This is a genomic window from Microbacterium sp. 1S1, from assembly GCF_008271365.1.
Classification (GTDB): Bacteria; Actinomycetota; Actinomycetes; order Actinomycetales; family Microbacteriaceae; genus Microbacterium.
The window spans coordinates 2,069,786-2,083,331 of sequence record NZ_CP043430.1 but is presented as its reverse complement, the minus strand read 5'-3'; the positions used below and the strand labels follow the sequence as shown (position 1 = coordinate 2,083,331).

Here is a 13,546-nt window from a genome sequence, read left to right as displayed (position 1 = left end):
GTGCTCCTTCAACGCTCCTTCAGGATGCCCCGCGACCCTGTGCGTTTCGTATGCCGGGCTTGAGTTTCCGCTATGGCCTTAGCCTGTTCTTCATGAGTGTCATCTCCGGCGCCTGGCGTCGCACGGCGGCCGGCGCTGGCCTGCTCGCTGCGGACGGTACCGTTGCGCCCACCATCTTCGCAGAGATGTCCGCCGCAGCGGTCCGAACCGGGGCGATCAATCTGGGGCAGGGCTTCCCGGACGAGGACGGCCCGGAGGCCGTGCTCGCGGCCGCGCGCGCGGCGATCGCCGACGGAGTCAACCAGTATCCGCCCGGGCGCGGTTTCCCGGACCTCCTCAAGGCGATCGCCGAGCACCAGCACCGGTTCTACGGGCTCACGGTGGATCCGGCGACCGAGATCGTCGTGACCGCCGGTGCCACCGAAGCTCTCACCGCGACGCTGCTGGCACTGATCGACGGGCCGGACGACGAGGTCGTGGTCTTCGAGCCCTACTACGACTCCTACGCGGCCGCGGTGGCGCTCGCGGGGGCTCGCCTCCGCACCGTGCCGCTGCGGGCACCCGATTTCCAGCCCGACCTGGAGCAGCTCGCCCAGACGGTCTCCGACCGGACGCGGATCATCCTCGTCAACGACCCGCACAACCCCACGGGAGCGGTCTTTAGCGAGGAGGTGCGCCGGGAGGTGGTGCGAGTGGCCGCGCGGCACGACGCCGTGATCGTCACCGACGAGGTCTACGAGCACCTCACGTTCCACGAACCGCACACGCCGATCGCGACCCTGCCCGGAGCCGCGGAACGGACGCTCACCATCTCCTCGGCCGGGAAGACCTTCTCGGCGACGGGATGGAAGATCGGCTGGGTGCACGGACCGGCGGCGCTCATCACCGCTGTCTTGACCGTCAAGCAGTACCTCACCTACGTCAACGGCGCGCCCTTCCAGCCCGCTGTCGCCGTCGGCCTGCGCCTGGACGACCGGTTCTTCCGCGATGCCGCGTCGCTGCTGGCGCGCAAGCACGCGATCCTCGGTGAGGGTCTGCGTGCAGCCGGCTTCGAGGTCCACGCACCACAGGGCGGGTACTTCACGGTGGCCGACGCGACCGCTCTCGCCGGCCACGACGCGGCGGCCTTCTGCCGTGCACTCCCGGAGCGCGCCGGAGTCGTGGCCATCCCCCTCACCGCCTTCGTCTCCCCCGCACACCGTGCCGACTACGCGGGGCTGGTCCGTTTCGCGGCGTGCAAGCGGGTCGAGGTGCTGGAGGAGGCGGCCGTCCGTCTCGCGGGCCTGCGGCCCTGAGCCGATCCCGTCACCGCGGTACCACGGTGTAGCGCCGCGCCCGGAGCGAGGGGTTCGTCTCCCGGACCCTCGTGATCGCGGCGCTCTCGACGACGCCCAGCGCCACCCCCGGCTCGGCCCCGATCCCGGCACGCACGACTCCCTGGGGGTCGACGATGCGGGAGTGCCCGACGCCGATCGGCGCCGGATGGTCCGCGGCGATCACGAACACCGTGTTCTCGATGGCTCGGGCTGCGAGCAACGTCGTCCAGTGCTGTTCCTTGAGCGGCCCGCGCACCCACTCCGCGGGGACGACCAGGGCATCGGCGCCGGCGACCGCGAGCAGCCGCGACACTTCCGGGAACCGCAGGTCGTAGCAGGTCATCAGTCCGAAGCGCAGGCCCCCGACGTCGAACACGGCAGGCTCGCCGATCTCCCCCGGCTCCACCCAGTCCGACTCGGTCTGCCCGAAGGCGTCGTACAGGTGCTGCTTGCGGTACACCGCCAGGATGCCGTCACCGCGCACCGCGACGACCGCGTTCCGCACCCGCCCCGCGTCGGAGGCCTTCTCGGTGACGCCCGCGACGATGACGACCGCCAGCTCCGCAGCCAGAGCGATGAGTCCCGACACGAAGTCGCCGTCGAGGTCTTCCGCGTTGGCCGCGAGGCGTTCGTCCATCGGATCGACGAAGAAACTCGAGTACTCCGGGAAGACGACGAGCTTCGCCCCGAGCCTGGCGGCCTCGGTCGCGAGTTCGGCGATGCGCTCCCGGTTGGCCTCGCGCGAATCGGAGGGGGCGAACTGACACACGGCGACGGGAACGGCGGAGTTGTCGGACATGACGCCATCCTCTCGCACCCGCCAGGCTCGCGCCCGATTCGACGCCTCTCCGGATCCGTGATAAGTTATCTCTTGTGCCGCGGGGTGGAGCAGTTCGGTAGCTCGCCGGGCTCATAACCCGGAGGTCGCAGGTTCAAATCCTGTCCCCGCAACAAATGAAGGGCCCTCTGGCCGGGAGAAATCCCAGTCCAGGGGGCCTTTCGCATGTCCGGCGTCCGTGTGGGATCTCCTCAACGTGCCCCTCTCGTCGCGCTACCTCCCGTCCCCGGATCACTTCCGTTCCTCCGCCGGGTCCCCCAGGCCCGTCTTCGATCCGCCACGGACGGAGCCCGTGCTCCGCGCAGGTGCGCGATCAGAAGCGCTCCGCGGCAAGGCGTCCGAGGGGCGATTCTGATCCGGAATCGGGGGCGGGCACGCGAAAAGCCCCGCCCGCGATGCCCTCGGTGCCGCCTCGGGGCATTGTCCTCCCCCGGCCGGACTCTGGGAAGGCCCTCAGTCTCAGGGGCACGCAGGGGCACGATGGCCCGGCTCACCGAAAGAGCCGAAGCGAGGTGGCCTGACCAGCGCTCTCCACTGCGACACCCCATCGACGTTTCACATCGTTGAAAGGAAGAGGAAATGAGAGCAGTAGTGTACGAGGGCCCGCGTACGGTCAGTGTCACCGACGTACCGGATGCCCGTATCGAACGCCCGACCGACGTGCTGGTCCGCATCACGACGACGGACATCTGCGGATCGGACCTGCACATGTACGAAGGCCGGACGAGCTTCGAGACCGGCCGATGGTTCGGCCACGAGAACCTCGGCGAAGTGATCGAGGTCGGCAGCGGCGTCGACAAGGTGCGAGTCGGCGACTACGTCGCGGTCCCCTTCAACGTCGCCTGCGGACACTGCAAAAACTGCGAGCGGGGCTTCACCAACTATTGTCTGACCGCGCAGCCCGTCCCCGAATGGGCGGGAGCTGCCTACGGCTTCGCCGACATGGGGCCGTGGGCCGGCGGCCAGGCAGAACTCCTGAGGGTGCCCTGGGGTGACTTCAACTGCCTCCGCCTGGGAGAAGACGCCGCGGAGAAGCAGAACGACTACGTGATGCTCGCGGACATCTTCCCGACCGGCTACCACGCCACGGGGCTCGCCGATGTGAAGCCCGGGGACCAGACCGTGATCTACGGCGCGGGTCCCGTGGGGTACATGGCCGCGTACTCCGCGATCCTCAAGGGCGCGGGAAAGGTCATGGTCGTGGACCGGCATCCCGACCGGCTCCGCAAGATCGAGGAGCTCGGCGCGATCGCGATCGACGACTCCGCGGTGGATCCTGTCGAGGCGGTCAACGAGATGACGATGGGCCTGGGTGCCGACAACGGATGCGAATGCGTCGGCTACCAGGCGCACGATCCGAGCGGGAATGAAGACCCGGCCCTCACCCTGAACCGGCTCGTGAAGTCGGTGCGGTTCACGGGACAGATCGGCGTCGTCGGGGTGTTCATCCCGCAGGACCCGGGTGCTGCGGATGACCTGGCCAGGCAGGGCAAGCTCGCCTTCGACTTCGGGGAGTTCTGGTTCCGCGGCCAGAAGCTCGGCAGCGGGCAGTGTCCGGTGAAGAAGTACAACCGACCGCTGCGCGACCTCATCGCCGGAGGCAAGGCGACTCCCTCCCGCGTCGTCAGCCACGATCTCGCCCTCGACGAGGCGCCGCAGGCGTACGAGCACTTCGACAACCGGGACGACGGCTGGACGAAGGTCGTGCTGCACCCGGATCACACGTCGTCGGCGGCGTGACCCGGCGCGTGCGAGAGCGACGACGATGAGGACGGACGGCGGGCGCAAGCGGCGATACCCGGTGTCCGGCGCGGGGCGTGCGGACCCCGGCCGGGCGATCGCGTTCAGCGATGCGATCATCGCCATCGTCATCACGCTGCTCGTGCTCGACCTCCGGCCACCCCGAGCCGAGGAGGGCGAGCTGCTGCCCGCCCTCCTCGAGGAGTGGCCGACCTATCTGGCGTACGCCGGCTCCTATGTCTATCTCGCCGTCATCTGGCTGAACCACAAGGCCGCCTTCACGCGGATCCGGGAGATGGATCGCGGTCTGCAATGGGCCAACCTCGGCATCCTCGCAACGCTCGCACTGGTCCCATGGCCCACGGCCGTGATCGCGGAGACGGCGAGGACGGGGAATCTCACGGACGAGAGGGTCGCGGTGGCTCTGTATGCTCTCGTCGGGGCCCTGCTGTGCTCCTCGTGGCTGGTCTTCTTCTCCTATTTGGCCCGTCACCCCGACCTCACGAAGGACGACGTCGACGACGCGTACTTCGTCCACGAGCGTCCGCGCGCTCTCGTCGGGGTCGCGCTCTACCTCGCTGCCGGAGTCCTCGGCGTCGTCGTGCACCCGCTCGTCGCGTCGATCATCTTCCTCGCGCTTCCGGCGTTCTACGGGTTGACGAGCCACGGCCACGACCACGGGCCGCAACTGTTGTCCCCCTCGCGCTCCTAGGCCGTGCGCGCCGATCCCGTGCGTACCGGCAGTTCGCCCTCTCCTCTGGAAGGATCGAGGCGTGAGCCGACCAGTCGACATCGATGAGCGCGTGGCGGCCGAGCTCGTCGCGGAGCAGTTCCCTCGTTGGGCGCACCTGCCCGTACGCGCGGTGGCGCGTCAAGGCTGGGACAACAGGACGTTCCGCCTGGGAGACGAGTTGTCGGTTCGGCTCCCGCGCGGCGAGGCCTACGCCGCAGCCGTGCAGAAGGAGCACAGGGCGCTCGCGTACCTCGACGGACGACTCCCGGTCGCCGTTCCCTCCGTCGTGGCGCTCGGGGAACCCGGCCGCCAGTACCCGTTCCCGTGGTCGGTCCGCCGCTGGCTGGCCGGTGACACCGTCGACGACGCCGCGCGGCTCGACCGTATCCGCCTCGCCAGCGACCTCGGGAGCCTTCTCGGCGTGCTGAGGTCTCTTCCCGTGGACGCGGGAGAGCCGGCCGGCCGGCACTCGTTTCATCGCGGCTCCCATCCGAGCGTCTACAGCGACGACGTCGACGCCGCTCTGGAGCGATTGGACGGCACCGTGGACGCGGCGCTCTGCCGGAGCGTGTGGCGCACCGCGACGACGAGCGCGTGGGAGTCAGCGCCCGTCTGGTTCCACGGCGACGTCGCCGTCGGGAATCTCCTCGTCAGTGACGACCGCCTGTCGGCCATGATCGACTTCGGCACCTGCGGCGTCGGCGATCCCGCCTGCGACCTCGTGATGGCGTGGACGTACTTCGAAGGGGAAGCTCGTGACGCCTTCCGCGCCGCAGCGGGCCTCGACGCCGCGACGTGGCGACGAGCTCGCGGATGGGCGCTGTGGAAGGCGCTGGTGACGCTGTCCCGCGGGTCAGGACCAGGCGGCGACGACAGCTGGCGTGTGCTCCACGAAGTGCTGACCAGCCCCCTCTGAGGCTGTCAGGTCTTCGCCGTCAGCGGACGACGGCGGTGGGGGCCGCGAGCGCCGCGAGCACCTCGTGGCTGATGGAGCCCAGAAGGAACCGGGCGACGGCCCCTCGTCCATGCGAGCCGACGACAGCGAGGCTGGCGGTGGCGGCCGCCCGATTGATGACTTCGGACGGGTATCCGCGTTCGACACGGGGCCGGATCTCGAGGCCCGGATACGCGGGGCGCAGTCCGGCGAGGGCCACGGCGAGGGTCTCTTCGGACAGCTCCTGCATGGAGGACAGATACTGCTCGGGGTACGCCCTCGATCCCCGCGGAAGAGGGACGGGCGTCCACACGGTCACCGGGATGAGGGGTTCCCCGAGACGGTCGGCTTCCGCAGCGGCGAAGGCGACGGCAGCCTCCGAGATCGGCGACCCATCGACGCCGACGACGACGCCCCGGCGGTCGCGCGTGTCGACGTCCGGGATCACCACGACGGGGCAGGACGAGTCGGCGACGATGCGCAGACCGTGCACACCGCGCCGAGGGCTGTCGGCATGATCCGATCGGAAGTCGCTTCCGATCACGAGGAGGTTCGCCCCCGCCGTGGTGGAGACGAGCTGTCGGACCGGGTCGCCGCGGAGCACGACGATGTCGACGTCCAGGCCCTGGGCCTTCAGCGTCTCCGCGTGCTCCTCCAGCAGACCGCGCGCCGCCGCGATCGCGGCGTCGACCACCGGACCTTCCCCGACAGCGCCGACCGCTCCGCCCACGACGCTCGCGAGGAGCAGACCGGCCTTCCGCGACCGTGCGCGAAGCGCGGCCCACTCCAGTGCTCGTCGTCCCGCCGACGTGTCCACCACTCCTACGACGATGCGCTCAGTCACGACAACCTCCCTGTTCCCCTCCACCCTCCCATGCCACCCGCTCCCCGCGCGACGGTCCGTCCCGGACAAAACCCTCCGGCGGCACAGGCGGTCGCGCCGGCTCAGGCCGCCCGCGCGCGAGGTCGCCTGATGCCGCGCGGGCGCCTCGTGCCACGGGGCACGTTCCCTCTGCCGTGTGCGCACTCCCGGACGCCGCGACAGGCGCCCGCGCGAACGCAGGCTTCAACAGCGGGTGTCGCCTGACGACGCGCGGGCGCCGGTGTGCGCGAGCCGCCTCCGCGCGTTCGAACCGCCAACCACGGGCGTTCTCCGTGACCTCCTGGAAGCCCGGCCAGCTGGTGCGGTCCCTCGGGTCGTCGACGGCGACGAGGACCGCGCGTACGCCCCCGAGTTCCCTGCGCACCGGGACCCCCCTCGCTTCCGGCACGCGCACCCACGAGTGCTGTCGACGTCGCCATCAGCACGACCTCTGTGGAGCCCACGTGCGCGAACCCCGCCCGTGCCAGGGCCGCGCGCACGTGGGGCCAGGCGGCGGGAACCCCGGCGGCTCCGGGGAACGGGAGCTGGCCATCCGCGAACGCCGCCGCGACCGACCACGCCCGGAGCTGGGCCCGGCATGCGCGCAGCAGGACATCGATCGCCAGAGGCTCATCGACCTCCGGGAACGCCAGCGCGAACTGGATCAGCCCTGCGTCGCGATAGTCGTCACTCACGCGGGCGTCGCCGGAGAAACGCTGCAGGTGGGCCGCGGCGACGACACGCTCGCGCTGCTCCACGACGATGGTCGCGCGCTCCGTGACCCAGGGGTCGAGCACGTATTCGTCCGGCTGGCGTTCGAGGGAGCTGAGAACGGTGTTGACCGAGACCCTGACTCCCGGGATCACGGTCGAGAGATGCGCATTGACCAGGGGGTGAGCTGATCCCTCTCGTCTCGGCGGAACAGTCGGGCGCGGGGTGCGGATTGCATCGGAGGCCTCCAGATGAGTCAGGAAAGGAAGGCCGCTACCGGATGCGGTACGCCCTTGCGCTCACACGCTGAACAGCGCTCGAAGTCTCCGAGACTCCCCTCTCGTTGGCACAGGCACCCGCGTGGAATCAGTCGCTGGTGCCGGAGGTCGCCTGATGGTGCGCGACCGCCTGATGCCGCGGACGGATGTCGCGGGCACGAGCGGCAGGGAACACGAAAGGGCGCCCCAGGGGGGCGCCCTTTCATGAGGTCACTCGCCTGCGGCGGCCTCGAGCTCCAGGAGCTTCTCGACGGCCGCAGTGAGCCGCTTGTCGGCCTCGCCGAACTTCTCGAGGTCGCCCTCGGTCAGGGCCGCCTGACGGTCGAGCAGCGCCTGCTGGGCCTGCGCCAGAGCATCGGCCTGCTCGTCGGTCGGGGTGGGCGGCGTCGTCGGCGTCTCGCCCGTGTCCGGATCGGTCGTCTCCGGGTCCGTGGGTTCGACCTCGTCATCGCCGCCGGTCGCCCCGGAATCTCCGCCGAAGAGCGTGTCCAGAGCCTCGGTGAGGGTGTTCTCGAAGGCCACCCGGTCACCGAAGGCGACGAGCACCTTCTGCAGGCGCGGCAGCTGCGTGCCCTCGGAGGACTGCACGTAGACGGGCTGGACGTAGAGCAGACCGCCACCGACGGGAAGCGTCAGCAGGTTGCCGTAGATGACTTCGGACTCTCCCTGCTGGAGCAGGTTCAGCTGTGGCACCACCGCCGTGTCCGAGTTGTAGGTGTTCTGCACCTGACCGGGACCGGGCACCGTGGTGTCCGTATCGATCTCCAGCATGCGCAACTGCCCGTACCCCTCGGCCTTGACGCCCTTCTCGGCGCCGGCATCCGAGTCGACGGCCAGGTAGCCCATCAGCACGTCACGGCTGCCCCCGGCGCCCTGGGACGCGGGGATGAACGTCGAGAACATCGAGAACCGCGGTTCGTCCTGACCCGGCATCTGCATCGTCAGGTAGTACGGCGGCTGCAGCATCGCGTCGCTGCGCGGGTCGTTCGGCGTCTGCCAGCGGTTGTCCTGCTGGGCGAACGAGCCCGCCTTGTCGACGTGGTAGATGCCGAGGATGTCGCGCTGCACCTTGAACAGGTCGGTCGGATACCGGACGTGGCTCATCAGCTCGCCCGACATCTCGCTGATCGGCTTGAGGGTCGACGGGTAGACCTTCTGCCAGGTCTTCAGGACCGGGTCCTCCTCGTCCCAGGCGTACAGCGTGACCGAGCCGTCGTAGGCGTCGACCGTGGCCTTGACCGAGTTGCGGATGTAGTTGATGTCGTCGATCGCGAGCGACGGCGTCGGCACGTTCGAGTCGGCGATCGCGTCGGACAGGCTGACGCTCGTGGAGTACGGGTACGTGGAGCTCGTGGTGTAGCCGTCCACGATCCAGACGATGCGTCCGTCCACCACGCTCGGATACGGGTCGCTGTCGAGCTCGAGGTACGGCGCGACCTTCTGCACGCGCGTCTTCGGGTCACGGTCGTAGAGGATCTGCGAGTCCTCGTTGACGAGGTTCGAGAACAGGATCTGCTCCGACTGGAACTTCAGCGCGTAGAGCAGCTTGGTGAAGCTGTCGCCGATCTTCGGTCCGCCGTTCCCGGAGAACGTCGTCTTCGTCTCGCTGGACCCGTCCTTGCCCCGCGGGTAGTCGATCTCGACCGGGTCAGCACCCTCGGGCGCCCCCACGATCGAGTACTCCGGGGAGTTCTCGCCGAAGTACACCCGCGGCTCGAAGTCGCCCTGCTCGGACAGGAAGCCCGAGGTCGGGATGCCGCGCTCGAGGAACACCGGCTCGCCGTCGGTCGTACGCTGGTTGCCCGCCGCCGCGACGAGGCCGTAGCCGTGCGTGTAGACCGCGACGCGGTTGTTCCAGTTGTCGCCGTCGCCGAGACCCGACATGTCGAGGTCGCGGACGGAGACGACGGTGTCCTGCTTCACGCCGTCGATCTCGTAGCGGTCGACGTCCATGGTGGTCTGGAACTGGTAGTAGCCGCGGTACTGCTCGAGCTGGCGGACCGTCGGCGGGATGACCTTGGGGTCCATGATGCGGATCGACGCTGTCGTCTCGGCGTCGGCGCGGAGCTGACCCGCCTCGGCGTCGGTCTCGGCCTCGAAGGCCGTGGTCTCCAGGTCGGCGACGCCATAGGCCTCCTTCGTGCCGTCGATGTTCCGCTGGTAGTACTCGGCCTGATAGGCGTTCTGGTTCGGCTTCACCTGGAAGGTGGTGACCACCCACGGGTAGCCGATGCCCACCACGAGAGAGGCGACGATCAGCAGCGCTGTCGCGGCGAGCGGGAAACGCCAGCGGCCGATCACCGCGGTGATGAAGAAGAGGATGGCGACGACGGCGGCGATGATCGCGAGGATCCCGAGGCCGGGAATCGTCGCATTGGCGCCCGTGTACGCGGCACCCGTGATGCGGTCGTCCGGTTCGACGAGGGTCTTGTAGCGGTCCAGCCACAGGCTCGCCGCCTGGACGAGCAGGTACAGGCCCGCGATGACCGCGAGCTGGATACGGGCGGGCTTGGAGATCCGCAGCTCTCCCTGGCCGATCCGGACCGAGCCGTAGAGGTACGACACCAGTGCGGTGACGAGCAGGCAGAGCAGCAGGACCGCCGACACGAACGCGAGGAGGATCGAGTAGAACGGCATCGCGAACATGTAGAAGCCGGTGTCGACACCGAACTGCGGGTCGACGTCCCCGGTGGCGACGCCGTTGGCCCACAGCCACACGGTCTTCCAGTTGCCCGCCGCCGCGAAACCGGCGAAGAGACCGAAGAAGATGGGCATGCCCCACATCGCGAGTCGGCGAAGGGGTTCGATGACCTCCTGGTACCGGTCGAGCTGCGAACTCAGCCGGACGTAGACCGGACGCAGGCGATAGGCCAGCTGGATGACGACGAACAGCGGCACCGCCATGCCGAGGAAGCCGACGACGAACATCACCGCCGTCGCGATCCACTGCGTGGTGAGCACGCCGGTGAACCCGACCTGGTCGAACCAGAGGAATTCGGTGTAGAGCGACGCGAAGACGAAGAACGCCGCGATGAGCGCGGCGATGATCACCAGGGAGATACCGAGGATGCGTCGGGAGGTTCGAGGCGTGGCCGGGGGCTGGGCTGGGGTCGAGGTCACCCCTCCATCCTAGGCACCGCTCGCTGTGGGGCGGCTGTCATGCCGGTCACGGCGAGGTCACGGCGAGGGACGGCCGAACCATCGGTCAGGTGGCCGGGACCTCGCACGTCGGCAGCGCCTCGACGTCGCCGTCTTCTGCGATCACCTCGAGCGCCGCGAGGGAGTCGTCGAGGGTTGCGGTGCGGATGACCTGGAGGCCGTCCGGCACGTGCCCCACGACCTCGTCGCAGTTGGCCTCCGGCGCGAGGAAGTAGTCCGCGCCGGCGTCACGGGCACCGTAGAGCTTCTGGCGGATGCCCCCGATCGGCCCGACGGTCCCCTCGGCGTCGATCGTGCCGGTCCCCGCGACGTCCTTGCCGCCGTTCAACTCGCCGGGCGTCAGGGTGTCGATGATGCCGAGGGCGAACATCATGCCCGCGCTGGGACCGCCGACGTTGTCGAGCTGGATCGTGACGTCGACCTCGAAGTCGTAGTCCGTGCGCAGGGTGATACCGATCAGCCAGGTCGTCGTGCCGTCCTGGGTCTGCTCCTCCGGCGTGATCTCGACCGTCTGCTCCGCGCCGTCGCGGCGCACGGTGAGCGCGACCGGTTCACCACCCGCGTCCTGGATGGCTTCGCGCAGGGCCGTCGCGGAGGTCACCGGGGTCCCGTCGATCGCGGTGATCACGTCGTCAGCCTCGAGGACGCCGTCGGCCGGCGACCCGTCGACCGCATCGACGACCACGACCTCGGCGCCGGTGTCGTAGCCGAGCTCGTTCAGCGCGGCGGCCGTCGCCTCGTGCTGCGAATCGACCATGAGCATCGCGTTTCGCTCGTCACGTTGCTCGCTGGTGACGCCCTCGGGGAACACCGCATCCAGCGGAACGACGGCGCGGGACGAGTCCATCCACGCCAGGGCGAGTTCGAACCAGCTCGGCGTCCGCTCGCGGTTGCCCACGACCTGGACGGTCGTGAGGTCGAGCGTGCCGCCCGTCTCGTACGTCTCGGTCCCCTCGACGCTGATGAGCGGGACCTGCTCGCCGTCGGCGTTCTTCGCGGTGCCGAGCGTGTCGTAGACCGGTCCTGGGCGCTGGATCACGTAGGGCGACGGCAGGAAGGTGAGGACGGCGAGCGCGGCGAGCGCGACCACCAGTGCCCAGACACCGAGTCCGAGCTTTCCTGCGCGCGGTCGTTCCACAGCAATCCTCCGTCGTTCGCGAGCGGCGTACAGCGATCTGCCCGCTTCGGGGTCGCGCACTGAAACCTGTGACTAGCGTAGAGGCCACGGCTTCAGACGTGCTGAGAGGGCGAGCGACATGGCGGACAACGAACCGAACCCGGAGGACTTCCAGGAGTTCCTCCGACGGATGCTCTCGAACCAGGGCGGTGGTGACATCGACCCCGAAGCGCTGCGGGGCGCCTTCCAGGGAATGGACGGCTTCACGTTCGACCCGGCGATGATGCAGACGATCATGTCGCAGCTCCAAGGGGCCTTCGGCGGCGATCCGTGGGAGAACTCGCTGCGCCAAGCGCTGCACATCGCCAACAGAGAGGGCCAGGGCATCGGCGACGGCTCGCGCTCCTCCCTCGCCGACGCGTTCGCGCTCGCGAACCTGTGGCTGGGCGAGGCGACGACGATCTCCGAGCTCGCGGAGGCGCCCGTGGCCATGACCCGGGGCGAGTGGGTCGAGAAGACCCTCCCCGTGTGGAAGGAGATCGCCGACCCGGTGTCGACGAGCATCGCCGACGCACTCACGGCCGCCCTCGACACGCAGGTGCCGGAGGAGATGCGCGGCGTCGTGCAGGGCGCGGGCCGTCTGATGCGGGGCCTCGGCGGCTCGGTGTTCGCCGCCCAGTTCGGCCAGGTCCTCGGCAACCTCTCCCTGGAGGTGGTCTCCGGCGGCGACGTGGGCATCCCCGTGCTGCCGGCCGGCACCGCCGCGGTGATCCCGCAGAACCTCACGGCGTTCGGCGAGGGACTCGAGATCCCCGAAGACCAGATCGCGCTCTACATCGCGACGCGTGAGCTCGCGTACGCCCGTCTCTACCGGCACGCCAAGTGGCTGCACCTGCATGTGATGGCCCAGATCACCGATTTCGCGCGCGGCGTGACGGTGGATGTCGACGCCCTCGAGGACGTGGCGAGCCGACTCGACCCCTCGAACCCCGAGGAGCTGCGCGCGGCGATCGAGGGCGGCGCCCTGCTTCCCACCCAGACCGAGGCGCAGCGCGAGGCTCTGGCCCGTCTGGAGAACCTCATCGCCACGATCGACGGATGGGTCGACGTGGTCACGGCCGAGGCCACGTCCCGCCTCCCCGACGGCGGGCGCATCGCGGAGGCGGCTCGGCGCCGCCGTGCGGTCGGCGGGCCGGCGGAGGACGCCCTCGGCGCTCTCGTGGGCCTCAAGCTGCGTCCGCGGCGCATCCGCGAGGCGTCGGCCATGTGGCGGGCCGTGACGGACGCGGTCGGCATCGCCGCTCGGGATTCCCTGTGGGACTACCCCGACCTCATGCCGACGGCTGAGGACATCGACGACCCCACGGCACTGGTCGCCCGTCTGCAGGCCGCCGAGCGGGGGGAGCAGCCGGAGGCGGATGAATTCGACGAGGCTCTCGCACGCCTGCTCGACGGCGACGACTTCTCGGCGGACGCTCCCGCCGAGAGCGAGGACGAGGGCCCCGGTGCCGAGGGCGACGACGAGGCGCCGGAGGGCGAGCGTCCCGTCTGAGTTCGACCGTCGGCGGCGGTCGGCACTCTCCCTCCCCTGCCGCGGACCGTACGCCGTTTTCTCCACCGATCCTCACACGCCACCCGCGCTCGCTCGTTCCTCCGCAGAATCGAGTGGTGCCGCTCACTCCCACGACCCTGACCCGACTCGATCCGGGCACGCCCCTGCTCTGGCGCGATGGGACGACCCTGCAGCTCGGTCACGAGGGCGTCATCCGCATCGCCGCCTCGGCTCCCTGGGTCGAGCGGCTCCTCAGCCGCATGCGCCACGGCTTCCGGCGTGCTTCGTTCGACGTCATCGCGCATC

At 69.5% G+C, this 13,546-nt stretch carries 10 protein-coding genes and 1 tRNA gene; 7 read left to right on the top strand and 4 right to left on the bottom strand.

Going from position 1 to position 13,546, the window contains the following annotated elements; genetic code table 11:
• The first annotated feature begins 92 nt into the window (after positions 1 to 92).
• Complete coding sequence (locus tag FY549_RS10090) at positions 93 to 1,295, top strand: aminotransferase class I/II-fold pyridoxal phosphate-dependent enzyme (RefSeq protein WP_149084892.1); 1,203 nt, start codon at positions 93 to 95, stop codon at positions 1,293 to 1,295.
• A gap of 10 nt (positions 1,296 to 1,305) precedes the next feature.
• On the opposite strand, the gene FY549_RS10085 is transcribed toward FY549_RS10090, so the two are convergent.
• Positions 1,306 to 2,115 carry a carbon-nitrogen hydrolase family protein gene (locus FY549_RS10085; RefSeq protein WP_149084891.1) on the bottom strand — a complete coding sequence of 270 codons (810 nt, stop codon included), beginning with the start codon at positions 2,113 to 2,115 and terminating at the stop codon, positions 1,306 to 1,308.
• 78 nt (positions 2,116 to 2,193) lie between these two features.
• On the opposite strand from FY549_RS10085, the gene FY549_RS10080 reads away from it, so the two are divergent.
• The 4 genes from FY549_RS10080 to FY549_RS10065 all read left to right on the top strand — a co-directional run bounded on the left by FY549_RS10080 (position 2,194) and on the right by FY549_RS10065 (position 5,543).
• Positions 2,194 to 2,267 (top strand) — tRNA-Met (locus FY549_RS10080).
• Between the two features lie 466 nt (positions 2,268 to 2,733).
• A complete protein-coding gene (locus FY549_RS10075) occupies positions 2,734 to 3,894 on the top strand; it encodes a glutathione-independent formaldehyde dehydrogenase (RefSeq protein ID WP_149084890.1) in 1,161 nt (386 codons plus the stop codon).
• Between the two features lie 25 nt (positions 3,895 to 3,919).
• Complete coding sequence (locus FY549_RS10070; RefSeq protein WP_149084889.1) at positions 3,920 to 4,606, top strand: TMEM175 family protein; 687 nt, start codon at positions 3,920 to 3,922, stop codon at positions 4,604 to 4,606.
• Positions 4,607 to 4,667: 61 nt separating this feature from the next.
• The gene (locus tag FY549_RS10065) at positions 4,668 to 5,543 is read left to right on the top strand and encodes an aminoglycoside phosphotransferase family protein (RefSeq protein ID WP_200838640.1); all 876 of its coding nucleotides are present in this window, start codon (positions 4,668 to 4,670) and stop codon (positions 5,541 to 5,543) included.
• 19 nt (positions 5,544 to 5,562) lie between these two features.
• Here the strand turns inward: FY549_RS10065 and FY549_RS10060 are convergent, their stop codons facing one another.
• Positions 5,563 to 6,405, bottom strand: coding sequence for a universal stress protein (locus tag FY549_RS10060; protein WP_149084888.1), 843 nt, complete (start codon positions 6,403 to 6,405; stop codon positions 5,563 to 5,565).
• A 482-nt stretch (positions 6,406 to 6,887) separates the two neighbouring features.
• On the opposite strand from FY549_RS10060, the gene FY549_RS10055 reads away from it, so the two are divergent.
• A complete protein-coding gene (locus tag FY549_RS10055; protein WP_149084887.1) occupies positions 6,888 to 7,325 on the top strand; it encodes a hypothetical protein in 438 nt (145 codons plus the stop codon).
• A 297-nt stretch (positions 7,326 to 7,622) separates the two neighbouring features.
• Here FY549_RS10055 and FY549_RS10050 read toward each other — a convergent pair whose 3' ends face one another.
• Both FY549_RS10050 and FY549_RS10045 read right to left on the bottom strand, forming a co-directional pair.
• Entirely contained in the window at positions 7,623 to 10,532 is a 2,910-nt protein-coding gene (locus tag FY549_RS10050; RefSeq protein WP_149084886.1) for a UPF0182 family protein, read from the bottom strand.
• A gap of 85 nt (positions 10,533 to 10,617) precedes the next feature.
• Positions 10,618 to 11,709 carry a PDZ domain-containing protein gene (locus FY549_RS10045; RefSeq protein ID WP_149084885.1) on the bottom strand — a complete coding sequence of 364 codons (1,092 nt, stop codon included), beginning with the start codon at positions 11,707 to 11,709 and terminating at the stop codon, positions 10,618 to 10,620.
• A 118-nt stretch (positions 11,710 to 11,827) separates the two neighbouring features.
• On the opposite strand from FY549_RS10045, the gene FY549_RS10040 reads away from it, so the two are divergent.
• Positions 11,828 to 13,240, top strand: a complete 1,413-nt coding sequence (locus FY549_RS10040; RefSeq protein ID WP_149084884.1) for a zinc-dependent metalloprotease — start codon at positions 11,828 to 11,830, stop codon at positions 13,238 to 13,240.
• The last annotated feature ends 306 nt before the right edge of the window (positions 13,241 to 13,546 follow it).

Excerpts from the sequence above, each read along its gene's own strand:
- FY549_RS10090 (WP_149084892.1), top strand. The coding sequence starts at position 93 with ATGAGTGTCATCTCCGGCGCCTGGCGTCGCACGGCGGCCGGCGCTGGC.
- FY549_RS10085 (WP_149084891.1), bottom strand. The coding sequence starts at position 2,115 with ATGTCCGACAACTCCGCCGTTCCCGTCGCCGTGTGTCAGTTCGCCCCC.
- FY549_RS10075 (WP_149084890.1), top strand. The coding sequence starts at position 2,734 with ATGAGAGCAGTAGTGTACGAGGGCCCGCGTACGGTCAGTGTCACCGAC.
- FY549_RS10070 (WP_149084889.1), top strand. The coding sequence starts at position 3,920 with ATGAGGACGGACGGCGGGCGCAAGCGGCGATACCCGGTGTCCGGCGCG.
- FY549_RS10040 (WP_149084884.1), top strand. The coding sequence starts at position 11,828 with ATGGCGGACAACGAACCGAACCCGGAGGACTTCCAGGAGTTCCTCCGA.